Annotated in this window: 18 protein-coding genes; 10 read left to right on the forward strand and 8 right to left on the reverse strand. The window is 68.5% G+C overall.

Going from position 1 to position 22,903, the window contains the following annotated elements; translation table 11 throughout:
- Positions 1–3: 3 nt before the first annotated feature.
- Positions 4–2,577 carry a cyanophycin synthetase gene (gene cphA, locus AC1D2H_RS05620; protein ID WP_478010207.1) on the reverse strand — a complete coding sequence of 858 codons (2,574 nt, stop codon included), beginning with the start codon at positions 2,575–2,577 and terminating at the stop codon, positions 4–6.
- Between the two features lie 272 nt (positions 2,578–2,849).
- Positions 2,850–5,024, reverse strand: a complete 2,175-nt coding sequence (locus AC1D2H_RS05625) for a cyanophycin synthetase (protein ID WP_478010208.1) — start codon at positions 5,022–5,024, stop codon at positions 2,850–2,852.
- Positions 5,025–5,113: 89 nt separating this feature from the next.
- On the opposite strand from AC1D2H_RS05625, the gene AC1D2H_RS05630 reads away from it, so the two are divergent.
- From AC1D2H_RS05630 to AC1D2H_RS05640, 3 genes are read left to right on the forward strand one after another with little or no spacing between them, the layout of a single operon-like run.
- Positions 5,114–7,360 carry a cyanophycin metabolism-associated ABC transporter gene (locus AC1D2H_RS05630; RefSeq protein WP_478010209.1) on the forward strand — a complete coding sequence of 749 codons (2,247 nt, stop codon included), beginning with the start codon at positions 5,114–5,116 and terminating at the stop codon, positions 7,358–7,360.
- Entirely contained in the window at positions 7,353–7,847 is a 495-nt protein-coding gene (locus AC1D2H_RS05635; RefSeq protein WP_478010210.1) for a RidA family protein, read from the forward strand. Before AC1D2H_RS05630 ends, AC1D2H_RS05635 begins: the two co-directional genes overlap by 8 nt.
- Positions 7,848–8,321: a cyanophycin metabolism-associated DUF1854 family protein gene (locus tag AC1D2H_RS05640; protein ID WP_478010211.1), complete on the forward strand. Its 474-nt coding sequence runs from the start codon at positions 7,848–7,850 to the stop codon at positions 8,319–8,321. It begins immediately after the preceding gene.
- 54 nt (positions 8,322–8,375) lie between these two features.
- On the opposite strand, the gene bfr is transcribed toward AC1D2H_RS05640, so the two are convergent.
- Positions 8,376–8,852: a bacterioferritin gene (bfr, locus tag AC1D2H_RS05645; RefSeq protein ID WP_477927977.1), complete on the reverse strand. Its 477-nt coding sequence runs from the start codon at positions 8,850–8,852 to the stop codon at positions 8,376–8,378.
- Between the two features lie 106 nt (positions 8,853–8,958).
- Here bfr and AC1D2H_RS05650 point away from each other — a divergent pair, with 106 nt between their 5' ends.
- The 4 genes from AC1D2H_RS05650 to AC1D2H_RS05665 all read left to right on the forward strand — a co-directional run bounded on the left by AC1D2H_RS05650 (position 8,959) and on the right by AC1D2H_RS05665 (position 14,265).
- On the forward strand, positions 8,959–9,183 hold the full coding sequence (locus AC1D2H_RS05650; RefSeq protein WP_477927979.1) for a (2Fe-2S)-binding protein: 225 nt from the start codon (positions 8,959–8,961) through the stop codon (positions 9,181–9,183).
- A 163-nt stretch (positions 9,184–9,346) separates the two neighbouring features.
- Positions 9,347–9,553: a cold-shock protein gene (locus AC1D2H_RS05655; RefSeq protein ID WP_477928045.1), complete on the forward strand. Its 207-nt coding sequence runs from the start codon at positions 9,347–9,349 to the stop codon at positions 9,551–9,553.
- An 83-nt stretch (positions 9,554–9,636) separates the two neighbouring features.
- Positions 9,637–11,916: a YgiQ family radical SAM protein gene (locus AC1D2H_RS05660; RefSeq protein WP_478010212.1), complete on the forward strand. Its 2,280-nt coding sequence runs from the start codon at positions 9,637–9,639 to the stop codon at positions 11,914–11,916.
- A 129-nt stretch (positions 11,917–12,045) separates the two neighbouring features.
- Entirely contained in the window at positions 12,046–14,265 is a 2,220-nt protein-coding gene (locus AC1D2H_RS05665) for a putative bifunctional diguanylate cyclase/phosphodiesterase (protein WP_478010213.1), read from the forward strand.
- Between the two features lie 4 nt (positions 14,266–14,269).
- Here AC1D2H_RS05665 and AC1D2H_RS05670 read toward each other — a convergent pair whose 3' ends face one another.
- Positions 14,270–15,265, reverse strand: a complete 996-nt coding sequence (locus AC1D2H_RS05670) for an NADPH:quinone reductase (RefSeq protein ID WP_478010214.1) — start codon at positions 15,263–15,265, stop codon at positions 14,270–14,272.
- A gap of 93 nt (positions 15,266–15,358) precedes the next feature.
- On the opposite strand from AC1D2H_RS05670, the gene AC1D2H_RS05675 reads away from it, so the two are divergent.
- The gene (locus tag AC1D2H_RS05675) at positions 15,359–15,712 is read left to right on the forward strand and encodes a winged helix-turn-helix transcriptional regulator (protein WP_477927983.1); all 354 of its coding nucleotides are present in this window, start codon (positions 15,359–15,361) and stop codon (positions 15,710–15,712) included.
- Between the two features lie 65 nt (positions 15,713–15,777).
- Positions 15,778–16,995, forward strand: coding sequence for a 6-phosphofructokinase (locus tag AC1D2H_RS05680; RefSeq protein WP_478010215.1), 1,218 nt, complete (start codon positions 15,778–15,780; stop codon positions 16,993–16,995).
- Here the strand turns inward: AC1D2H_RS05680 and AC1D2H_RS05685 are convergent.
- The 4 genes from AC1D2H_RS05685 to AC1D2H_RS05700 are packed head-to-tail and all read right to left on the reverse strand — an operon-like array spanning position 16,982 to position 22,377.
- The gene (locus tag AC1D2H_RS05685) at positions 16,982–18,580 is read right to left on the reverse strand and encodes a hypothetical protein (protein ID WP_478010216.1); all 1,599 of its coding nucleotides are present in this window, start codon (positions 18,578–18,580) and stop codon (positions 16,982–16,984) included. The two genes, AC1D2H_RS05680 and AC1D2H_RS05685, sit on opposite strands and share 14 nt — an antisense overlap.
- Before the next feature lie 3 nt (positions 18,581–18,583).
- On the reverse strand, positions 18,584–20,152 hold the full coding sequence (locus AC1D2H_RS05690; RefSeq protein ID WP_478010217.1) for a hypothetical protein: 1,569 nt from the start codon (positions 20,150–20,152) through the stop codon (positions 18,584–18,586).
- Positions 20,153–20,156: 4 nt separating this feature from the next.
- Positions 20,157–21,869, reverse strand: a complete 1,713-nt coding sequence (locus AC1D2H_RS05695; protein WP_478010218.1) for an Hsp70 family protein — start codon at positions 21,867–21,869, stop codon at positions 20,157–20,159.
- Positions 21,870–21,921: 52 nt separating this feature from the next.
- Positions 21,922–22,377, reverse strand: coding sequence for a YciI family protein (locus AC1D2H_RS05700; protein WP_478010219.1), 456 nt, complete (start codon positions 22,375–22,377; stop codon positions 21,922–21,924).
- A gap of 64 nt (positions 22,378–22,441) precedes the next feature.
- On the opposite strand from AC1D2H_RS05700, the gene AC1D2H_RS05705 reads away from it, so the two are divergent.
- Positions 22,442–22,894 carry a VOC family protein gene (locus AC1D2H_RS05705; protein ID WP_478010220.1) on the forward strand — a complete coding sequence of 151 codons (453 nt, stop codon included), beginning with the start codon at positions 22,442–22,444 and terminating at the stop codon, positions 22,892–22,894.
- The last annotated feature ends 9 nt before the right edge of the window (positions 22,895–22,903 follow it).

Consider the following 22,903-nt stretch of genomic DNA (forward strand, 5'->3'; position numbering starts at 1 on the left):
GCCTCAGCCTTCGCCGATGCGCTTGGCCAGGTGGGCCAGCGCCTCTTCCACCTGGTCCACCAGCACCAGGCAGAGGTCGCCCGGCTGCAGGCGCGCCAGCGCACGGTCGATGGCCGTGAACTCGCCGATGATTTCCTCGATGTGCCTGGTGCGCGAGGCGCCTTCGAGCCCGGCGCGCAGCAGCGCCACGACCTCGCCCGCCGCACGGCCGCGCTGGCAGGCGTCTTCGTAGAGGATGACCTCGTCGAAGGCGCCGCCCAGGATCTCGGTCTGCACGCGGATGTCCTCGTCGCGCCGGTCGCCGGCACCGCTGATGACGACGCTGCGCGTCTTGGCCGGCAGCGCCGCGACGGCGCCAACCAGGGCCTTCATCGCGTCGCCGTTGTGGCCGTAGTCGGCAATGACGGTGGCGCCGCGGTAGTCCATCACGTTGAAACGGCCGGGGGCGTTGTCGGCGTCATTGGCGAAGCTGGCGACGCCGCGGCGGATGGTGTCCCAGTCCAGGCCCACGCCCCAGGCCGCGGCCACGGAAGCCATGGCGTTCTCGACCTGGAAGCCGATCAGGCCGCCGCGCGTGATCGGGATGTCGCGCAGCGGGATGCTCTCGCGCCAGACGCCTTGCGCGGCGACGAGCTGGTCGCCGTCGACATAGACGCAGCGCTTGCCCTGGGCGCGATGGGTGGCCATCAGCGGGTGGTGGCGGTCGGCGGCAAAGTAGATGACCTGCCCGGGGCAGACGGCGCTCATGCTGGCCGTCAGCGGGTCGGTCGCGTTCAGCACCGCGTAACCGGTCGGCGCCACGTTCTGCACGATGACACGCTTGACCAGCACCAGGTCCTCGGCCGTGTGCAGGAAGTTCATGCCGAGGTGGTCGCCCGCGCCGACATTGGTGACGACGGCGACCTGGCAGCGGTCGAAGCCCAGGCCCTCGCGCAGGATGCCGCCGCGTGCGGTCTCCAGCACGGCGGCTTCCACGTCGGGGTGCATCAGCACATTGCGCGCGCTCTTGGGGCCGGAGCAGTCGCCGCTGTCGATCTGGCGGCCATCGACATAGACGCCATCGGTGTTGGTCATGCCGACCTTCAGCCCGCAGCTCGCGAACATGTGGGCGATCAGGCGGGTGACGGTCGTCTTGCCGTTGGTGCCGGTGACGGCGACGACGGGAATGCGGCCGTCCTCGGCGACGCTGCCCGCCTTGTGGCCGGTGCCGAAGAGGTGGCCGATGATGCCCTCGCCGACATTGCGGCCCTTGCCGTAGCTGGGGCTCAGGTGCATGCGCAGGCCCGGCGCGGCGTTGACCTCGACGATGCCGCCGCTGATCTCCTCCAGCGGCCGCAGCACGCTCTCGGCGACGACGTCGACACCGCAGACATGCAGGCCGACGACCTGGGCCGCAGCGATGGCGCGTGCGGCCACCTCGGGATGCACGTCGTCCGTCACGTCGGTGGCCGTGCCGCCGGTGGACAGGTTGGCGTTGTTGCGCAGGATGACGCGCTGGCCCTTGTCGGGCACGGACTCGGGCGCCAGGCCCTGCTGGGTCAGGCGCGCGACGGCGATGTCGTCGAAGCGGATCTTGGTCAGCGAGGTCGCATGGCCGTCGCCGCGGCGCGGGTCGGCGTTGACCTTGTCGACCAGTTCCTTGACGGTGTGGCTGCCGTCGCCGATGACATGGGGCGGGTCGCGGCGGGCCGCGGCGATGAGCTTGTCGCCGATGACGAGCAGGCGGTAGTCCGAGCCCGGCAGGAATTTCTCGACCATGACGGGGCCGATCTCGTCGGCAGCCTTGTAGGCGGCCTCGATGCCTTCGCGCGTCGTCACATTGACGGTCACGCCCTTGCCCTGGTTGCCGTCCTGCGGCTTCACGACGACGGGCAGGCCGATCTCCTGGGCCACGGCCCAGGCGTCGTCGACCGACTCGACCGGGCGGCCGATGGGCACCGGCACGCCGGCGGCCTGCAGCAGGCGCTTGCAGAGGTCCTTGTCCTGGGCGATGGATTCGCTGACGGCGCTGGTGGCGTCGACTTCGGCCGCCCAGATGCGGCGCTGCTTGGCACCCCAGCCGAACTGCACCAGGCTGCCCTGCGTGAGGCGGCGGAAGGGAATGCCACGGGCTTGCGCCGCGTTGACGATGGAGCCGGTGGAAGGGCCGAGGCGGATGTCCTCGTCCAGCTCGCGCAGCTGGGCGAGCACCGCGTCGGCATCGAATTCACCGCCGCTCAGCGCCGCCAGCACGAGCTTGAGCGCATGCTCGAAGGCCAGCCGGCCGACGTCTTCCTCGCTGTACTCGATGACGAGCTGGTAGGTGCCCGCCTCGGGTGTCACATGGGTCTGGCTGAAGGTGACCGGGCAGCCGGCCTGGGCCTGCAGGGCCAGCGTCGCCTGCTCGAGCACCTGGGCCAGGGAGGCATCGGCGCGCAGTTCACCGACGGTGGGGAAGAGCTGGCGCAGGCGCGGCTCGAAGCCGGGCAGGCGCTCCAGCGAGCGCTCGGCCTCGTTGCAATGCACGACGGCCTCGATGGCCGTGTGGCGGCTCCACATATTGGGGCCGCGCAGGGCGCGGGTGCGGGAAACGTCCATGTTTTTGGGGGTCTGTTGACGCTATGCCAAGGGGTCGCGAAGGCCCGCCGCCACGGGCCAATCTAGGCGCGGCACGCCGCCCGCACTGATGTGCGGGCAAGCGGCGCAACAACGAGTGGCCCGTGGCGGCGGGCCTTCCCGGAGGGTTGTGATCAGAAGAGGCGCATGCGGCGTTGCAAATCCTCGCCGGGCAACCAGCCCGGCTGCGGCTTGCGCCTTGCCTGCGCCCCTTCTGATCACAACGCGACCCCTTGGCATAGCGTCAACAGACCCTAGGCCAGATGGAGTTCGGGAACGAAGGTGTCGAGGCCGGCGGCGATGAGCTCGGGCGAGATACCCAGGGCCCAGGCGGCGGCCACGGCAGCCAGCAGCGTGGAGGCGTCGACGGCCTGGGCGCCGAAGCGGCGCAGCAGGGCCTCGATGTTGGCGCCGGGCGTCTCGGCCGGCCCTTGCGCCAGCACGGCGGCGCCGCCGCGCAGGAAGACGGCGCGGCCACCGCGGTCGCGGTGGTGCTGGATGGCCTCCAGGCCGCCGTCCTCGGCATAGAAGACGACCTCGCCATCGCTGAGTTCGGCCATGTCGACGAGGCGGGGGTGAGCCGCATTCAGCACGCTGGCGCCGTCGCTGAGCACGACGTCGATCTGGGTGCGCAGCACCTTGTAGAGCTGGTCGGCGTCCTGCACGTCGAACTCGGCCAGCGCCTCGATGCCGTCCATGTCGGTCACGACGCCGACCGAGGCACGGTCGTAGGCGAGGCCGTCACGCAGCACGGAGGCGGGGTCGTTCTCGACGACGACGGCATTGACGCCGCGGTTCATCAACAGGCGGTGGGCGGCGTCCCAGCGGGCGCTGTTCTTCTTCTCGACGCGGCGCGTGCCCAGGAACAGGCCGTCGCGGCAGGCCAGGCCGACGTGGCGGCCGTTCAGGTGCAGCAGCCAGGCGACCAGGCGGGTGACCTGGTGGCCGCCGCGCGAGCCGGCCACGCCGACGATGGGGATGCGGCCGGTCTCGTCCTCGGCGAAGAGGTGGTCGATGATGGCCTGGCCGACGGGTTGTGGCGAGCCGCCGGCGGGCTTCAGATGCATCAGCAGGCCCGGGCCGGCGTTCACTTCGACGATGGCGCCGCCGGTCTCGCTCAGCGGCTTGCCGATGTCCTCGGTGACGAGGTCGACGCCGGCAATGTCCAGGCCGATGGTGCGCGCGGCCAGCGACACGGCATGCGCGACCTCGGGGTGGACTTCGGCCGTGCAGTCGATGGCGACGTTGCCATTGCGCTGGATCAGCACTGCCTTGCCGGCCTCGGGCACGGCCTCGGGCGTGAGGCCCTGGCGCTGCAGGTCCAGCAGCACGACGGCGTCCTCGTGCAGCACGATGCGGTTGAGCGGGAAGTCCTCGGTCAGGCCGCGGCGCGGGTCGGTGTTGATCTGGCTGTCGACCAGCTGGGTGACGGTCTGGCGGCCGTCGCCATGCACCCAGGCGGCCTCGCCGCGTGCCGCGGCCACCACCTGGCCGCCGACGACCAGCACACGGTGCTCGTTGCCGGGGATGTAGCGCTCCACCAGCACCGAGGAGCCATGGTTGTTGGCCAGCGCGAAGGCCGCGTCGCAGTCTTCCCGGGTGGCGATGTCCAGCGACACGCCGCGGCCGTGGTTGCCGTCACTGGGCTTGACGACGACGGGCAGGCCCAGGTCCTGCGCGGCAGCCCAGGCCTCGGCGGCGGTCTTGACCTCCTGGCCCGCGGGCACCGGCACGCCGACGGCCTTCAGCAGCGTCTTGGTCAGGTCCTTGTCGCTGGCGATGCCCTCGGCGATGGCGCTGGTCATGTCGGTCTCGGCCGTCCAGATGCGGCGTTGGCGCGCACCGTGGCCGAGTTGCACGAGGTTGCCGTCGTTCAGGCGGATGTGGGGAATGCGGCGGTCGGTGGCCGCGGCCACGATGGCGGCAGTGGAGGGGCCGAGGTAGCAGTCGTCGAGCTTGTCGCGCACCCGGGCCACGGCAGCGGGCACGTCAAAGGCCGTGTCGTTGATCACCGCCATGATCAAGGCATGGCCCTCGGCCAATGCCGCACGGGCGACCTGCTCGTCACGGGCGCGGAACACCATGCGGTAGACGCCGCGCTGGCTGGTCGAGCGCGTCTGGCCGAAGCCGGTGGGCATGCCCGCCAGGTTGAGCAGCTCGATGACGATGTGTTCCAGCACATGGCCGCACCAGGTGCCTTCGCGCAGGCGCTCCAGGAAACCGCCGCGCTCACCGACGCCGCAGTGGTGCTCGACGAGGTTGGGCAGGGAGGCCGTCAGGCGGTCGTTGAAGCCGGGCAGCAGATGGCTGGGATGGTCCTCCAGCTCGCCCAGATCGAGCCAGACCTCCAGCACCGGCCGGTAGGTCCACATATTGGGCCCGCGCAGGTAGTTGATGCGCAGCAGGCGGATGTCTTCTTTAGGGCTCATGAGGTAGGGGGTAGGCACGGCAAGCGCTTGGAATTGTGCGCTGAAGTCATGGCGGAGAATCGGCGGCGTCCGTAAGAGCAAACAACAACATGCAAGACCATCCTCCCGCGACCGCGCCTCATCCGCAAATGGCTGCCCTGCAGGGGCGGCTTCTGGCTGGCGAGAACGTGGTGGCCACGCTGGAGGTTGACCTGGACGCCCACGGCCGCTTCGGCCAGGGGCTGATTGCGCTGACGAATTCACGTCTGCTGGCCCATGAGCCGGGCGCTGGCGGCTGGGCGGAGTTCCCGCTGGCGCCGGGCCAGAGTCTCAAGCTCAGCGATCACGGCGGCCTCGCCTTCATGGAGCTGTTCGATGCCGCCCGCCGCCTGGCGCGCTGGCGCTTCACGCTGGCCTGCAACCCGGCCGCCGTGCGCTTCGTCGACGCCTTCGACCGCGAGGTGCAGCGCCTCTCGGGCCAGGCCGCGCCCGAAGAGATCGACACGGGCGAAGACTCGACCTTCGATTTCGGCGAGGCCAGCAAGCCGCCCAGCACCTGGGTGCTGCTGCGGCTGTGGCGCTTTGCGCGGCCCTACCAGGGCCAGCTCCTGCTGGGCTTCTCGCTGATGCTCGGCTCGATTGGCGCGACCCTGGTGGCGCCTTACCTGAGCATGCCGCTGATGGACAAGGTGCTGATCCCGTTCCAGAACGGCCAGTCGATCGACACCAGGCTGGTCGGGTCGCTGCTGGGCGGCCTGCTGGGTGCGGCCTTGTTCTCCTGGCTGCTGGGCTGGGCCAAGACCTATCTGCTGGCGCTGGTGTCCGAGCGCATTGCCGCCGATCTGCGCACGGCGACCTTCGACCACCTGCTCGGCCTGTCGCTGGAGTACTTCGGCAACAAGCGCACCGGCGACCTGATGGCGCGCATCGGCTCCGAGACCGACCGCATCAGCGTGTTCCTGAGCCTGCATGCGCTGGACTTCATCACCGATGTGCTGATGCTGCTGATGATCTCGGCGATCCTGTTCAACATCCACCCGGGCCTGGCGCTGGCCACGCTGGTGCCCTTGCCCTTCATCGCCTGGATGATTCACCTGGTGCGCGACCGGCTGCGCACCGGCTTCGAGAAGATCGACCGCGTCTGGGGCGAGGTCACCAACATCCTGGCCGACACCATCCCGGGCATCCGCGTCGTCAAGGCCTTTGCCCAGGAGAGGCGCGAGGCGCAGCGCTTTCGGGAGGCCAACGCCAAGAACCTGGTCGTGAACGACCGCCTCAACAAGACCTGGAGCCTGTTCGGGCCCACGGTCTCGCTGCTGACCGAGATGGGCCTGCTCGTCGTCTGGGGCGTGGGCATCTGGCTGATCTCGCACCAGAGCATCACGGTCGGCACGCTGACGGCCTTCCTGGCCTACATCGGCCGCTTCTACGGCCGGCTGGACTCGATGAGTCGCATCGTCTCCGTCACGCAGAAGGCCGCGGCCGGCGCCAAGCGCATCTTCGACATCCTCGATCACGTCTCCAACGTGCCCGACCCGGTCAACCCGCAGCCCTTCGAGAACGTCACCGGCGCGATCTCGATGCAGAACCTGAACTTCCGCTACGGCTCGCGCTCCGTCATCCGCAACCTCAACCTGGACATCCGCCCCGGCGAGATGGTGGGCCTGGTGGGCCACAGCGGCTCGGGCAAGAGCACGCTGGTGAACCTGATCTGCCGCTTCTACGACGTGACCGAGGGCGCCATCAAGGTCGACGGCGTGGACCTGCGGCGCATCAAGGTGACCGACTACCGGCGCCATATCGGCCTGGTGCTGCAGGAGCCCTTTTTGTTCTTCGGCACGATTGCCGAGAACATCGCCTACGGCAAGCCCGAGGCGACGCGCGACGAGATCGTCGCCGCCGCGCGGGCCGCCCATGCCCACGAGTTCATCCTGCGCCTGCCGCATGGCTACGACAGCCTCGTCGGCGAGCGTGGCCAGGGCCTGTCGGGCGGCGAGCGCCAGCGCATCTCCATCGCCCGCGCGCTGCTGATCGACCCGGCCATCCTCATCCTCGACGAGGCGACGAGTGCGGTGGACACCGAGACCGAGAAGGAGATCCAGCGCGCGCTGGACAACCTCGTCAAGGGCCGTACGACGATCGCCATCGCCCACCGCCTGTCCACCTTGCGCAAGGCCGACCGCCTCGTCGTCATGGACCGCGGCGAGATCGTCGAACTCGGGCCGCATGACGAACTGATCGCCCGCCAGGGACACTACTGGCGCCTTTGGGAAGCCCAAGCCCGCCGCGTGGACCAGGAAGATCTGGAAGATCACGCCGTCGCCCCCAACCCCAGCGCCCATACCGCCGATGCTTGATACCGCCTTGCACGACCGCGACCGCGAACTGGATGCCGCCAGCGCGGAACACGGCTTCGACCCCGCCGTTCCCCTCCAGATCGGCGGCCGCTACACCTCGCTGGTGCGCGATGGCCGAACCCTCTACCTGAGCGGCCAGATCCCGCGCATCGGCGACCACATCGCCGTCACCGGCATCGTCGGCGCCGACGTCAGCCTGGAGCGCGCCAAGCGCGCCGCCGCCATCTGTGCACTGCGCGCGCTGACCCTGCTGCGCCAGGAACTCGGCAGCCTGGCCCGGCTGCAGGCCGTGCTCAGGATGACGGTCTTCGTGCATTGCGACGCCGGCTTCACCCAGCAAAGCGAAGTGGCCGACGGCGCTTCCGACCTGATCTGGCGCGTGCTGGGCACGGCTGGTGCGCACACGCGCACCTCGGTCGGCGTGCTGCAGCTGCCCAAGAACGCGGCGGTCGAGGTCGACCTGATCGCCACCAGCGTGGAGTCCTGAATGTCCCCATTGCCCTTTCGCGAGCTGCGTCTGGATACCTTCGGCAAGCTGCTGCTGACCGACCTGAACGGCGACGAGCATGTCGGCGTCACCCCGGTGCGCGCCCACCCGATCTCGGCGCCGGACGAAGGCCTGTCGCTCGTCGGCTCGCACGGCCATGAGCTGGCCTGGGTGGAGCGCCTGTCGGCCCTGCCGGAGGGGCCGCGCCGCCTGCTGGAGGCCGAGCTGGCGGCCCGCGAATTCCACCCGACGCTCAAGCGCCTGATCTCGGTCAACACCTTCGCGACGCCCAGCACCTGGCGCATCGAGACCGACCGCGGCGAGGTCGACTTCGTGCTGAAGAGCGAGGAAGACATCCGTCGCCTCGAAGAAGGGCGCCTGCTGATCGCGTCCAGCCACGGCGTGCAGTTGCAGGTGCCGGACCGCTGGGCGCTGGACAAGCAGTCCAAGAAGCTGCTGGAACGCTTCCTCTAGAAGCGAAAAAGCCGCCTGGGAAGGCGGCGGCTCCGACGCGAGCGTGCGTGGTGCTCAGCTCGCTTCGCTCATCTGTGACTGCAGATAGTTCTGCTGGCCGACGGTGTTGACCAGTTCCAGCTGCGTCTCGAGGTAGTCAATATGCTCCTCGGTGTCGTCCAGGATGGCGACGAACAGTTCGCGGGACACGTAGTCGCGCACGCTCTCACAGTAGGCGATGGCGTCCTTCAGATGGGCGTAGCCAGCCTTCTCGATCTTCAGGTCGCACTCCATCGTCTCAACGGCGTTTTCGCCGATGTAGAGCTTGCCGAGGTCCTGCAGATTGGGCAGGCCGTCCAGCGTCAACACGCGCTCGATGAGCTTGTCGGCGTGCTTCATCTCCTCGATGGACTCGTCGTACTCGTGCTTGGCCATCTTCATCAGCCCCCAGTTCTTCAGCATGCGGGCATGCAGGAAGTACTGGTTGATGGCGGTCAGCTCCAGCTTGAGCTGGGCGTTCAGGTGGGCGATGACTTGGGGGTCGCCTTTCATGGGGGCTCCAGATTCGTGAAATTTGACGCCAGTATCCCCAGCGAAAGCCCTTCGGCAAAACCGCTCTGTTTGCAAATGAGACCGATTCGCATTAGACTTCGCACCCATGATTGTCTGTGTCTGCCACCGAGTCTCTGATCGCGACATCGCGATTGCCGCCTCCAGCGGCTGCCCGAATTTCGAGGCCCTGCAGGACGACCTGCGCGTGGCCACGGCCTGCGGTGCCTGCCGTGACTGCGCCTGCGCCGTCTTCGAGGAAAGCCGTGTGGAAGGCGGCGCGCCGCGTACTCGCGGCATGGCTGTCGCGGCCAAGTTGATGCTGGTGGCCTGACCCTGCCGGGCGGCGGCCCTCGCTGCCCTTACAATCCCGCGCTTCGGCTGGCAATCGCCACCGGCGTATGTTCTGTCTGATCTTGAGTGTTGTGTTTTGCCGCAGCCGCTCGGGCTGAAGGCGAATTTGATTCAACGACACCAAGGAAATTCTCATGAGCACCATGCAAACCGGCACCGTCAAATGGTTTGATGACGGCAAGGGCTTCGGCTTCATCACGCCGGCCGACGGCAGCAAGGACCTGTTCGCCCACCACAGCGAAATCAAGAACAACGGCGGCTTCCGCACGCTGGCCGAAGGCGCCCAAGTCGAATTCGAAGTGAAGCAGGGCCCCAAGGGCCTGCAAGCCGCGAACATCCGCGCGCTGTAATTCACGCCCCGGCCTAGTGCCCCGAGCCCGCGCCCTGCGCGGGCTTTGTGCTTTCTGGGCCTGCCGTCGACAATCCACCTCTTATGTCCGCATTGCCCATTGCCGCCCCCAAGGCCCTGACCGCTTACCGCCCCTTCTGGGCCAAGCGTTTCGGCCCCGCGCCCTTCCTGCCCATGAGCCGGGCGGAGATGGAGCAGCTCGGCTGGGATTCCTGCGACATCATCATCGTCACCGGTGATGCCTACGTCGACCATGCCAGCTTCGGCATGGCCGTCATCGGCCGCACGCTGGAGGCCCAGGGTTTCCGCGTCGGCATCATTGCCCAGCCGGACTGGAGCAGCGCCGACGCCTTCAAGGCGCTGGGCAAGCCCAATCTGTTCTTCGGCGTCGCGGCCGGCAACATGGATTCCATGATCAACCGCTACACGGCTGATCGAAAAATCCGCAGCGACGACGCCTACACGCCCGGCGGCGAAGGCGGCAAGCGCCCTGACCGCGCAACGCTGGTCTACACCCAGCGTTGCCAGGAAGCCTTCAAGGACGTGCCCATCGTCATCGGTGGCATCGAGGCGTCTCTGCGTCGCATCGCCCACTATGACTACTGGCAGGACAAGGTGCGCCGCTCCGTCCTCGTGGACAGCAAGGCCGACCTGCTGGTCTATGGCAATGCCGAGCGCGCCATCGTCGAGATCGCCCATCGCCTGGCACGCCGCGAGCCCATCGAGGCCCTGACCGATGTGCGCGGCACCGCCTTCATGCGTCGCGACGGCGACCCGACGGCCGAGGGCTGGTTCGAGCTCGATTCGACCGAGGTGGACCGCCCGGGCCGCATCGACGAGCTGATCAGCCCCTACCAGATCATCGAAGAGAACAAGGCCTGCGCGTCCAACGACGAGCCGGGCGCGCCCAAGCCCATCACCCTGCACAAGACCGGCCGCATCCAGATGCCGCCGCGCGACCACACCGTCGTGCGCCTGCCGGCCTATGAAAAGGTCAAGAGCGACCCGGTGCTCTATGCCCACGCCAACCGCGTGCTGCACCTCGAGACCAACCCCGGCAACGCCCGCGCGCTGGTGCAGCGCCACGGCGAGCGCGACCTCTGGATCAACCCGCCGCCCATCCCGCTGACGACGCCGGAGATGGACCACGTCTTCGACCTGCCCTACGCGCGCAGCCCGCACCCCAGCTATGCGGACGACAAGGGCGGCCACGACGGCGCGACCAAGATCCCGGCCTGGGAAATGATCCGCTTCAGCGTCAACATCATGCGCGGCTGCTTCGGCGGCTGCACCTTCTGCTCCATCACTGAGCACGAGGGCCGCATCATCCAGAGCCGCTCGGAAGACTCCGTGATCCGCGAGATCGAGGAGATGCGCGACAAGGTCAAGGGCTTCACCGGCATCGTGTCCGACCTGGGCGGCCCCACGGCCAATATGTACCGCATCGGCTGCAAGAGCCCCGAGATCGAGGCCGCCTGCCGCAAGCCCAGCTGCGTCTACCCGGGCATCTGCCCGAACCTGAACACCAGCCACGACCCGCTGATCAAGATGTACCGCCGCGCGCGCGCGCTGCCGGGCGTCAAGAAGATCCTGATCGGCTCCGGCCTGCGCTACGACCTGGCGGTGGAGTCGCCCGAGTACGTGAAGGAACTCGTCACCCACCACGTCGGCGGCTACCTGAAGATCGCGCCCGAGCACACCGAGGGCGGCCCGCTGTCCAAGATGATGAAGCCGGGCATCGGCAGCTATGACCGCTTCAAGCAGATGTTCGAAGCCGCGAGTGCGGCAGCCGGCAAGAAGCAGTACCTGATCCCCTACTTCATCGCCGCCCACCCCGGCACCAGCGACGAGGACATGATGAACCTCGCCGTCTGGCTGAAGAAGAACGGCTTCCGCGCCGACCAGGTGCAGACCTTCTACCCCAGCCCGATGGCCACGGCCACGGCGATGTACCACTCGGGCAAGAACCCGCTCAAGGGCATCAGCCGCGACGAGACGCGCGGCGAGAGCGTCGACATCGTGCGCGGCGAGCGCCGCCGCCGCCTGCACAAGGCCTTCCTGCGCTATCACGACGCCAACAACTGGCCGCTGCTGCGCGAGGCCCTCAAGGCCATGGGCCGGGCCGACCTGATCGGCAACGGCAAGCACCATCTGATCCCGAGCTATCAACCGCTGACCGACGGCAGTTACGAGAGCGCGCGGCGCAAGAACTCCACCACCGGCAAGCCTGCGGCCCAGGCGCCGATGAAAGCCGCCACCCCACGCAAGGGCCAGCTCTTGACCCAGCACACCGGCCTGCCGCCGCGTGTAACCGGCGCGAGTCGTAACAGCGCGCCGCGTCCGGGCAAACCCGCAAAACGTTGAGGCGATTCGCAGGACTTTTGCCCCTGCTTTTCGTGACTACAAGGCCGAGGATGCCGTACGCTTGCGGCTACTTGACGAGTAGGAGCCGCGGCCGCGCCGTGATGCCCCAGCCCCGGAGCCCTCGCCCCCATGCAAGAAACGCCCGCCGTTGACGACGACCTGCTCGAGCTGCTCGATGAACCCGAGCATGCCGAAGGCGAGCATCGCCCGCAAAACCGGCCCTGGCGCATCCTCATCGTCGACGACGACGGTGACGTCCACAAGGCCACCGAACTGGCCATGCAGGGCCTGACCGTCGAAGGCCAGCCCCTCGTCTTCCTGCACGCTTCCTCCGCCGCCCAGGCCCGCCAGCTGCTCGCCAGCGAGGACGACCTTGCCGTCGTGCTGCTCGACGTCGTCATGGAAAGCGAAGACGCCGGCCTGCAACTGGTGCGCCATATCCGCGACGAGCTGCGCCTGAACGCCGTGCGCATCGTGCTGCGCACCGGCCAGCCCGGCTATGCGCCCGAGATCGAGACGGTGCAGGCCTATGACATCAACGACTACAAGACCAAGTCGGAGCTGACCCGCACGCGGCTGTACACGGTGCTGACCGCGGCCGTGCGCTCCTACCGCCAGATCTGCGCGCTGGAGGCCAACCGCCGCGGCCTCGAGATGATCGTCGACAGCAGCACCTCGCTGTCGCGCATGCGCGGCCTGTCGCGCTTCGCCGAAGGCGTCGTCACCCAGCTCTGCGCCTTGCTCGGCATCCTGCCCGAGGGTCTGGTCTGCGCCCAGGTGGGCGGCGAGACGGGCGACGAAGTCCGCATCGTCGCGGCCGCCGGCCAGTACAGCGGCCTCATCGACCGGCCGCTGGCCCAGGTCAAGATCGCCACCGTGCGCGACCGCCTGGAACGCTGCCTGGCCGAGGAGCGCAATCTCTACGACGACGGCACGGTGCTGTACTTCGGCATGGGCCAGGGCCGCGCGATGGCCGCGCTGGTGGATGTCGGCCGTGAGCTCGACGAGCTCGACCAGCAGCTGCTCAAGGCCTTCTGCTCCAACATCGCGGTCGGCTTCGAGAACGTCGTGCTGTACAGCCAGCTGCTGGACCAGGCCTACAACGACCCGCTGCTGCGCCTGCCCAACCGCAACCGCTTCGTCGAGCTGCTCGACAAGAACCTGAAGGACCCGTCGGGCGTCACCCTCGCGCTGATCGACATCGACGACTTCTCCGACATCAACGACGCCTTCGGCCATCACTTCGGTGACCAGGTGCTGCAGGCCGTCGTGCACCGCATGAGCGAGATGCTGGGCCTGAACACGGCCATGGCCCGCGTCGGTGCCGACACCTTCGGCGTGCTCGGCGAGCATGCCAAGGTCTGCCCCGACACCGTCAACAGCGTCTTTGCCGATCCCTTCGTCGTCGCCGGCGAACGCCTGCAGCTGTCGGCCACCACCGGCCTCGTGCGCCTGGGCGAATCCAAGGCCGTCGGTTCCGAGCTGCTGCTCGATGCCCAGATCGCGCTGAAGCGTGCCAAGCAGCAGCAGCGCGGCTCATCCCAATACTTCTCTGCCGCGATGGGCAGCGATGCGCGCGAGCGCTTCAAGCTGCTCAAGGGCCTGCGCACCGGCTTCGAGGAAAGCCAGCTCTTCGTCGTCTACCAGCCCCAGGTCGACCTCGGCAACGGCCGTGTCATCGGCTGCGAGGCGCTGCTGCGCTGGCGCACGCTGGACGGTCGCTTCATCCCGCCCGACCAGTTCATCCCGCTGGCCGAGCAGAGCGGCCTCATCATCCCCATCGGCGAGTTCGTCATGCGCACCGCCTGCGGCCAGCTCAAGAAGATGCAGGCCCTGGGCCACGCCGACTTCCGCATGGCCGTCAACGTGTCCATGGCCCAGTTCCGCCACCCCGGCTTCATCGACATGCTGGGCCGGGCGCTGAAGGACTGTGGCGTGCATGGCGAAAACATCGAGCTCGAGATCACCGAATCCATGGCCATGGAAGACGCCGACCTCGTACTGCGCGTGCTGGCCGACATCAAGCAGCTCGGCTTCAGCGTCGCCATCGACGACTTCGGCACCGGCTTCTCGTCACTCAGCCAGTTGCGCCAGTTGCAGGTCGATCGCCTCAAGATCGACCGCGCCTTCGTGCAGGAGGCGCAGGCTTCCTCCGCCGGCTCGACGATCGCGCAGATGGTCATCAACCTGGGCCGCGGCCTGGGCCTGACCGTCATCGCCGAAGGCATCGAGACCGAGGAGCAGCGCCAGTACCTGATCGGCCTGGGCTGCCACGAAGGCCAGGGCTGGCTGTTCGCCAGGCCCATGCCGGCCGATCAACTTGAAACCTGGATGTCGTCGCGGGCCTGACCCTTCAGGTGTTCGGCAACACCACCACGTTGCCCAGCTGACGGCCGCCCTCGACCATCTCGTGGGCAGCGGCCGTGTCAGCCAGCCCGAAGCGCGCCGCGATCCTCACGTCCAACCCGCGCGCCAGCGCCGCGTGCACGCCCGCGATGCCGGCGGCAAGCCGTTGCGCGTTCAGCTCGTAGACGATGAAAAAGCGCAGCGCCAGGCCGTGCACGAGGTAGTCCCTCAGCGGCAGCACGGCCTGCCAGTCATCCGAGCCATAGACCGTGGCGCGGCCACCCGGCCGAATGGTGCGCGTGTAGCTGGCCGCGTTGGCTGACAGATTGACCTCGATGACGCGGTCCACGCCGCAGCTGCCGGTCAGCGCCGCGATGCGCGCGGCCACATCCTCCTGCCGGTAGTCGATGACGGCGTCGGCTCCCGCCGCGAGGGCCAGCGCCGCCTTGTCGGCCGAGCTGACGCTGGCGATGACGCGCTTGCCGGCCTGCGCCGCGAACTGCACCGCCAAGTGGCCGACGGCACCCGCGCCGCCCTGGATCAGCAGCGTCTCGCCTTCGACGGCATCCTCGCCATGCACCGCCTCCCAGGCTGTCAGCGCCGGGATGCCCAGGCAGGCGGCGGTCTCGAAGCTCACGCCGTCGGGTAGCGGCACGGCGAGGCCGGCCGGCAACGCCACGCACTCCGCGGCCGTGCCGAAAGGCCGCTTCCATTGTCCGTTGAACAGCCACACGCGCTCGCCCAGCCGTGCGGCCGGCACGCCCTTACCAACGGCTTCGATGACGCCGGCACCGTCGCTGTGCGGCGTCACCTCCGGGTGGCGCATCTGCGGCGCTCTGCGGCTTTTCACATCGGACGGGTTGACGCCCGAGGCGTGGATGCGCACGAGCACCTCGCCCGGGCCGGGCTCGGGCACGGGCACCGCCACCAGGCGCAGCACCTCGCGGGCGGGGCCGGCGCGGTCGTAGCGGATTGCGCGCATCGTCGGCAGGTCGGAACTCATTGGGTACTCCTCAATAGGGGCCGCCAGCCTCTCACGCGGCGGTGCCGCTGTGAAGTACGCACAATCTTCTGCCTCGGTATCACGGAGGACACCTTGGACGCCCCGCAAGACGAAGCCGCGCCGGCCTGGCGCGCCTGTACCGTGTCGACCACGCTGGAGGTCATCGGTGGCCGCTGGAAAGCCGTCATCCTCTTCCACCTGCTGAGCGGCATGCGCCGCTTCAACGAGCTGCAGCGCGAACTTGGCGCCGTCACGCAGCGCGTGCTGACCATGCAGTTGCGCGAGCTGGAGGCCGATGGCATCGTGGTGCGCACGGTCTACGCCGAAGTGCCGCCACGGGTCGAGTACCGCCTCACGCCCTTCGGCGAGAGCCTGAAGCCTGTGCTGTTGAGCCTGCGCGACTGGGGCGAGCGACACCGTGCCGAGGTGGCCGCATTGCGCGGTTGAAACCGGGATGAAACTCCGACGCACCTAAACTCCGCGCCGTCGATTGACGACAGCCAGGAGCGTTCATGAGTCTCGCCAAGATCCTCGTCGCCCAGGGCGGCGGTCCCACCGCCGTCATCAACCAGAGCCTCGTCGGCGTCGTGCTCGAGGCGCGTCGCCAGGCCGGCGTGGGCAAGGTCTACGGCGCCCGCCATGGCGTGCGCGGCATCGTCAACGAGGACTTCGTCGACCTGACGCAGGAGACCAGCCACAACCTCGAGCTGGTCGCCAACACGCCGGCCTCGGCGCTGGGCTCCACGCGCGACAAGCCCGATGCCACCTACTGCCGCGAGATCTTCACGGTGCTGCAGGCCCATGGCATCACGCACTTCTTCTACATCGGCGGCAACGACTCGTCGGACACCGTGCGCATCGTGTCGGAAGAGGCGCAGGCGGCGGGCTACCCGCTGCGCTGCGTCCACATTCCCAAGACCATCGACAACGACCTCGTCGGCAACGACCATACGCCCGGCTATGCCTCCGCGGCGCGCTTCGTGGCCCAGGCCTTTGCGGGCGCCAACCTCGACAACGCGGCCCTGCCCGGCGTCTATGTCGGCGTCGTCATGGGCCGCCACGCCGGCTTCCTGACGGCCGCCGCGGCCCTGGGCAAGAAGTTCGAGGACGACGGCCCGCATCTCATCTACCTGCCCGAGCGCCACTTCGACAACGAGCAGTTCCTGCGCGACGTGAAGGCCACCTACGAGCGCTTCGGCCGCTGCGTCATCGCCGTCAGCGAGGGCATCCACGATGCCTCCGGCACGCCCATGCTGTCCAAGCTGGCGGGCGACCTCGAGCGCGACGCCCACGGCAATGTGCAGCTCAGCGGCACCGGCGCGCTGGCCGACCTGCTCTGCGAGGAGATCAAGGGCAAGCTGGGCATCAAGCGCGTGCGCGGCGACACCTTCGGCTATCTGCAGCGCAGCTTCCTGGGCTGCGTCAGCGACGTCGACCAGCGCGAAGCCCGCGAGGTCGGCGAGAAGGCCGTGCAATACGCCTTCCACGGCGACCGCGACGGTTCGGTCGCCATCAAGCGCGTCGGCTACTACGCGGTGGACTACGAACTGTTGCCCCTCACTGCCGTCGCCGGCAAGACGCGCACGATGGAAGACGAGTTCATCAGTGCCAGTGGCACCGACGTGACCGATGCCTTCCGCCTCTACCTGCGCCCGCTGCTGGGTTCGGGCATGCCGGATGCGTTCAGGTTGAGGCCGAATCCGGTGCCCAAGGTGCTCAAGCGCGGTTGAGGCGGGCAAGCGCCCAGGTTTCGGCGCGGTGCTGCAGTTGGTGCAGGGCCAGCGTCGACAGCACCCAGGCCAGCACGAGGTAGGTCGCTGGCGGGTGTGGCCGTGCGGAGAACAGATAGGCCAGCGTGAGCAGGCTGGGTAGCAAGGCGAAAGGCGAGCCCCAGCGATCGGCCAAAGCCAATGTGTTCGTGACGGGACGGCAGACGGCATCCAGCAGGAAGTTGCCACCCAACCTGTTCTCGAATCGTGCGGCACCGACCAGCACGTAGAGCACGGCGATGGCGATCACGGCGGCCCAGGGGTCTGCGGGCGATGCCCAGCGGAACAGCAACGCGCCCACCGGCACGAGCAAGCCGAGGCAGGCCGCGCTGAAGACCGGATGCAGAGGCCAGGCCAGCAAGGCGCCCATCCACAGCACGAGCCAGGGCGCCGCGTCCAGCAGCATCTGCAGCAATGCGGCGATGTGATCCGGAACCGGCAGCGCCATGGCCGTGAGGTCCCACCCCTGGCCGAACGCTGCCAGCAGGGCTGCGGCGGCGACCACGCCGAGGCCGATGGCTGGCTGTCGCGGATGTCGGCGCCAACGCTGCAGCGGCAAGGTGAGTGCGGGCCTGTCGGGGCGCTGCAGTGCCACGCCGTGATGCATGAAGAGGCCGAAGATGTGGCTGACGGCAAGCCAGCCGGCGCCCCACAGGCACCACATCGTCATGCGCAACGTCGCCAGGTCCCTGTCATCGGATGCCAACAGGAACAGCGCGAACACCAACCCTCCCAGCAGACCGGCGCGCAACAGCCAGGCCGCCTGCAACTGCTTGTCGAGGGATCGACGCATCATCGGATCGATGCCGCACTGCCCCAGTGTGCGAGGGTCCATGCCGGACAGCATTCGCATCAGCACGGGCCGCAGCAGCGTGGCGATCCACAAGCCCCTGCCCCGCTGGCCGCGCAACTTGTCGAGTTGCCGCAGTGGCTTGACCCTCTCCCTCAATTCCTCGCTGGGCATGGCGGGGCGCGTCAGCCGCGTGTGCAGGGTCTGCTGCACGGCTGCGGCGAGCTGGGCGCCGATCTGGCGCTCGACACGAAAATCGCCCTGCCAATCGAAGTAGTGATTCAGCGCGAACACGAAGTCGTCCGGCAGGTTGTCGTGCTGGATGACCCAATGCGCGAAGTGCGCCGACCACTCGGCATGGCTTGCCAGGGGTTGGGCCTCCAGCAAGGCGTGCACAGCCGGCCACGCGGCTTTCAGGGACGGCGACCCTTGCTGCTGCCACAGCGCATGCAGGCTCTGGACGATGTCGTGAGGTGACTCAGGTTCGGGAGGCGCTGCGTCTTGGGCCGCCTTCGTGCGCGAGACGGACACAGGGGCGACGGCCGATTCCGGTTCTGGATCCACCGGGTCGGGGGCCGGGAACTCCTGTGACTTCGCCCACTGCTGTGTCCGCTCGTACGCGCTGCGCAGCGCCTGGTAGGCCTGGGCGTCGTCATCCGGCCGTGTCACGCGCAGCTTCAGCGCATAGGCTTTCTTGATCGCCCCCAGCGCTGTCGTCGGCTCAATGCCCAGCAGGGCCCAGTCCTGGTCCCACATGGCTCAGCCCTGGCTCGCGCTGCGCGACAGCCAGCGCAGGACGGCTTCGTCGATGGCCGCCTGGGCCTTGACGAGCAGGAAGCTGGCGAAGCTCCAGCAGCCCCAGATGATCAGCGCGTGCCGCGGGCCATCCAGCGCAAAGCTGCTGAGAGCGACCGCCAGCGGGACCCAGCAGGCCAGCGAAGAGCCCCAGTGGTCGCTCACGACCAGGGCGTTGCCGATCGGACGGCCCACGGTCGCCACGGGGCCGACGATTGCGCTGGGCAAGCGCTCTTCGAAGGCCAGGCTGCTGACGCACGTCCACAAGCAGGCCAGCCCCGCCCAGGTGGCTGGCGCCAGCAACTGGCCGAACATGGCGTGGAAGACGAAGAGGGCGGCGATGAGCGAGGCGGCCAGCGCGCGGCTGCGGTCGGCGCTCAACGCCCACTGGCCCATGAGCAGGCCGGCCGCGATGCACAGAAAGCCCCACGCGTCGCCGATGGGTGTTGGCCATTTGCCCGCGAACACGCCGAACAGCGCACCCGCTACGAACAGCCCCAGGCCGATCCAGGTGCGGTGGGCCGGCGCAAGAGTGGGCGGTGGCGCGTCCCCGCCAGCGCGGTCCAGCACCTTCAGGCCATCCCGCAGGCAGGCGCCCAGAATGGACGACACGCCCCGCCAGGCCATCACGCTCAGCGCGACGGCCACGGCTGCCATGCTGGCCGACTGCAGGTCTGAAGTGGCCACGAACAGCGCGGCGGTGATGAGCAGCAGCAGCGGCGCCCAGCGCAGAAGCAGGCCGGTCAGCAGCAGGAAGTCCAGGCTCTTCTGGGACGTGGGCTGCAGACCGAGGCGCGTCAGCAGGTGCTCGCCCAGGCCGGCCTTGATGCGCGCGAGCGTCTGCGCGCTGGCGGCGCCGGCGAGCCATGCCTTCCAGCGGGTGCGGGGGTGGGCATTCAGTGCGTCGAGGCTGAACAGCGGCGCCGCCTGGCTGAGCAGCTCCGGATCGTTCAGCAGGCGTGGTCTCACGTCGTCCAACAGCGCATGCAAGGCCTGCGCGAGTTCGGGACCGAGCTGCTGCTCACTGCGGTAGTCGTCGCGCCAGCCGAAATAGGTTTCCAAGTGCGCCAGCATTGCACCCGGCATGGCCGGGTGCCGCAGCGTCCAGTCCGCAAAAGCCTGCGACGCCGAGGCCGCGGCACTGAGCGGCAACGCCTCGAGTTGCTCGCGCAGATACGGCCAGTGGGCCACGAAGGCCTCGTGCCCGTGCTCGTTCCAGACGGTCTCGGCCTGCTCCACCAGCGTGACGGGGTCGGCACGGGGCGCGGTCAGCGCCAGGTCCTCGGACGGGGCTGGGGCGGGCGTTTCCAGGCGTTCCGTCGGGACTTCCGTGGGGGCTTCGGGAGCCGGCGCTTCTTCGCTGCTCCATTTCGCCCACTGCTGTACGCGCTCGTACGCCGAGCGCAAGGCCTGATAGGCCTCGGCATCGTCATCCGGCCGCGTGACGCGCAGCTTCAGCGCATAGGCCTTCCTGATCGCCGCGAGGTCTGTCGTCGGCTCCAGCTCCAGCAGGGCCCAGTCTTGCTCCTGCATCGCGTCAGAACCTGAAGGACGTGTCGATGCTGTCCAGCGCTTCCTTGAACTGCTGGCGCGCCGCGCGGATGGCGCGCTGGTCCTGCGTCTGCAGCACCAGCTCGAACTGGGCCAGCCAGTCCTGCAGCATCACGCGGTCATTGCCCAGGCGGTCCTCGAACAGGCGTTTGGCGCGCTCGATCTGGTAGCGGTTGTCCTGCTCATCGCGCGGGTGGCGCTTCAGGGCCTGCAGGCGTTCGCGAGTCGTGGCGATCTCGGCGGGGCTCAGGCGTGCGCCCTGGCTTTCGATGACGAGTTCGTGGCGCTTGCCCCCCGGGAAGTCGTGGGCCTCGACCTCGAGCAGGCCGTTGGCGTCATAAGTGAAGCGGACATCCACCCCACCCGCGCCGGCGGGTGCGGGCGCGATGGGGATCTCGAGCTTGCCCAGGGACAGGTTCTCGGACCCGACCGGCGACTCGCCCTGGCGCACGTCGACGAGGATCACCTGCTGCTGGTCGGCGAGGGTGCGGTATTGCTCCACACGCGAGACCGGCACCGGCGTGTTGCGTTCGATGATGGGCGAGAAGCGGTCGTTGACCATGCGGCCGCCTATGGCGGTGGCCGCGATGATGCCCAGCGAGTAGGGCATCACATCGGTCAGCACGATGTCGTCCAGCGCCGCGTCACGCGCCTTCAGGCCGGCCTGCACGCCGGCGCCCATCGCAATGGCGAGGTCGGGGTCGAGGTTGCGCAGCGGCAGGCGCTGGAACAGGCGCGCGACGAGCTGGCGCACCATGGGCATGCGCGCCGCGCCGCCGACGAGGATGACCTCGGCCAGGCCGCCCGGGTCGAGTTGGGCATCGGCCAGCGCGCGTTCGATGGGGCGGCGCAGGCGCTGCAGCAGATCCTGCGATGCGGCCTCGAAATCGGTGCGGCTCAAGGTGGCGCTCAGAGGGCGCTCGCGCCAGACCGTGCTGACCTCAGCGCTGTCCCGCTCGCCGAGGTCGCGCTTGGCCTGCTCGGCCAGGCGCCACCAGGTCTCGCTTTCGAACCAGGCCTGGCGCTCCTCGGTGCTCAGCGCGGCGCAGTGCCTGGCGAACAGCTGGGCGATGACGCGGCTGAAGTCTTCGCCGCCCAGCCGCGTGTCGCCGGCGCTGGCGCGCACTTCGACGACCCCTTCGAAATACTCCAGCACCGACACGTCGAAGGTGCCGCCGCCGAGGTCGAAGATCAGGAAGCTGCTGTGCTCGGGGCGTTCCTGCAGGCCATAGGCCAGGCCGGCGGCCGTGGGCTCGTTGAGCAGACGTTCGACCTTGAGCCCGGCGATCTCGCCCGCCGTGCGCGTGGCGCGGCGCTGGGCTTCGTTGAAATAGGCCGGCACGGTGATGACGGCCTCGGTGACCGGCTCGCCCAGGAAGGCTTCGGCATCGGCCTTCAGCGACTGCAGCACCAGCGCCGACAGCTCCTCGGCACGCAGTGATTTCTCGTGCCGGCCGGTGCGCAGCGTGATGCGCTTGTCACTGCCCATCCAGCGCTTGAAGGCGAGGGCAGTGGACTGGGCATGCAGGCCGGCGCGCTCGCGAGCCGCCAGGCCGACGAGGGTGTGGCCCTGCTCGTCCAGGCTGACGGCGGACGGCGTCAGAAAATCCCCATGGGCATTGGGGATCAGCACCGGTGCGCCGTCGCGAAAAATGGCGGCCGCGCTGTGCGTGGTGCCCAGGTCGATGCCCAGGATCATTTTGTAAGCCTCCCGTGAATACGGGCGGCAGCTTAGCGGCTTATGGCCTGGCTCAGGGCTTGGGCTTGATCAGCTTGGTATGCCAGTCGTTGACCGCCATCAGCGCCGCCGAACCGAAGTGGCGGTGCACATCGGCCACCATCTCGCCATTGATGATGACGGGATCGGTGTCGACGGCCTTGCGCGCCACCTCCAGGTCCTTGGTGGCGAAGATGAAGAGGCCGCGCAGGTCGTTCTGGCCATCCAGCGGGCCGGCATAGACGAGCAGGCCTTCCTTGGCCAGGCGCTGCATATTGGCGAAATGGCCCTTGAACATCGCGTCGCGCTCGGGGCCGTCGGGCATGCGCTTGGGGCCGGTCTTCAGCAGCACGAGGACATAGGGGCGCAGGCCCTGGTCGTTGGCGCCCCAGGCCTGGGCCTTGGCGGCGTCATAGGCGGGCGCGGCCTCCTGGGCGTGTGCGCTGAAGGCACAGAGCAGGGCGAGGGTGCAGGCGGCGATTCGTTTCATGGTGTGGCGACACGGCAGTCGGAATGCGAGGATTGAACCGCACTCAAGCTCCTGCGAGACCGCGATGAAACCCACCCCACCCGGCTGGCCGCGCCTGTCCTCGGCCATCTACTGCGAGAACGCGCGCGAAGCCATCGCCTGGTACCAGAAGGCCTTCGGCTTCGAGGTCGTCATCGTCGTGGACGACCCCGACGGCAGCGTCATGCACAGCGAGCTGCGCTACGGCGAGGCCATGCTGATGGTGGCGGAGGGCAGCGCCGAGCGCGAGGTGCGCTTCGGTGCGCCGCTGCGTTCGCCCAAGGCCGCTGGCGGCGCCAACACGCAGAGCCTGTTCCTCTATGTGGACGATGCGGATGCCCACTGCGCGCAGGCCCAGGCCGCCGGCGCCCGCGTGACCTATGAGCTGACCAACAACGACTACGGCCCTGAATACTGGACCGACCGCAGCTATGGCTGTATCGACCCCGACGGCCATCTGTGGTGGTTCAGCCAGCGCCTGCGCAACCCCGGGGCCTGACCCCTGCCG

This window comes from Roseateles sp. P1_C1_2 (assembly GCF_056406535.1).

Coding starts and splice junctions, on each gene's coding strand:
- AC1D2H_RS05640 (WP_478010211.1), top strand. CDS start 7,848: ATGTCCCCATTGCCCTTTCGCGAGCTGCGTCTGGATACCTTCGGCAAG.
- AC1D2H_RS05680 (WP_478010215.1), top strand. CDS start 15,778: ATGAGTCTCGCCAAGATCCTCGTCGCCCAGGGCGGCGGTCCCACCGCC.
- AC1D2H_RS05655 (WP_477928045.1), top strand. CDS start 9,347: ATGCAAACCGGCACCGTCAAATGGTTTGATGACGGCAAGGGCTTCGGC.
- AC1D2H_RS05705 (WP_478010220.1), top strand. CDS start 22,442: ATGAAACCCACCCCACCCGGCTGGCCGCGCCTGTCCTCGGCCATCTAC.
- AC1D2H_RS05660 (WP_478010212.1), top strand. CDS start 9,637: ATGTCCGCATTGCCCATTGCCGCCCCCAAGGCCCTGACCGCTTACCGC.
- AC1D2H_RS05625 (WP_478010208.1), bottom strand. CDS start 5,024: ATGAGCCCTAAAGAAGACATCCGCCTGCTGCGCATCAACTACCTGCGC.
- AC1D2H_RS05685 (WP_478010216.1), bottom strand. CDS start 18,580: ATGTGGGACCAGGACTGGGCCCTGCTGGGCATTGAGCCGACGACAGCG.
- AC1D2H_RS05690 (WP_478010217.1), bottom strand. CDS start 20,152: ATGCAGGAGCAAGACTGGGCCCTGCTGGAGCTGGAGCCGACGACAGAC.
- AC1D2H_RS05670 (WP_478010214.1), bottom strand. CDS start 15,265: ATGAGTTCCGACCTGCCGACGATGCGCGCAATCCGCTACGACCGCGCC.
- cphA (WP_478010207.1), bottom strand. CDS start 2,577: ATGGACGTTTCCCGCACCCGCGCCCTGCGCGGCCCCAATATGTGGAGC.
- AC1D2H_RS05665 (WP_478010213.1), top strand. CDS start 12,046: ATGCAAGAAACGCCCGCCGTTGACGACGACCTGCTCGAGCTGCTCGAT.
- AC1D2H_RS05695 (WP_478010218.1), bottom strand. CDS start 21,869: ATGATCCTGGGCATCGACCTGGGCACCACGCACAGCGCGGCCGCCATT.
- AC1D2H_RS05630 (WP_478010209.1), top strand. CDS start 5,114: ATGCAAGACCATCCTCCCGCGACCGCGCCTCATCCGCAAATGGCTGCC.
- bfr (WP_477927977.1), bottom strand. CDS start 8,852: ATGAAAGGCGACCCCCAAGTCATCGCCCACCTGAACGCCCAGCTCAAG.
- AC1D2H_RS05700 (WP_478010219.1), bottom strand. CDS start 22,377: ATGAAACGAATCGCCGCCTGCACCCTCGCCCTGCTCTGTGCCTTCAGC.
- AC1D2H_RS05635 (WP_478010210.1), top strand. CDS start 7,353: ATGCTTGATACCGCCTTGCACGACCGCGACCGCGAACTGGATGCCGCC.
- AC1D2H_RS05650 (WP_477927979.1), top strand. CDS start 8,959: ATGATTGTCTGTGTCTGCCACCGAGTCTCTGATCGCGACATCGCGATT.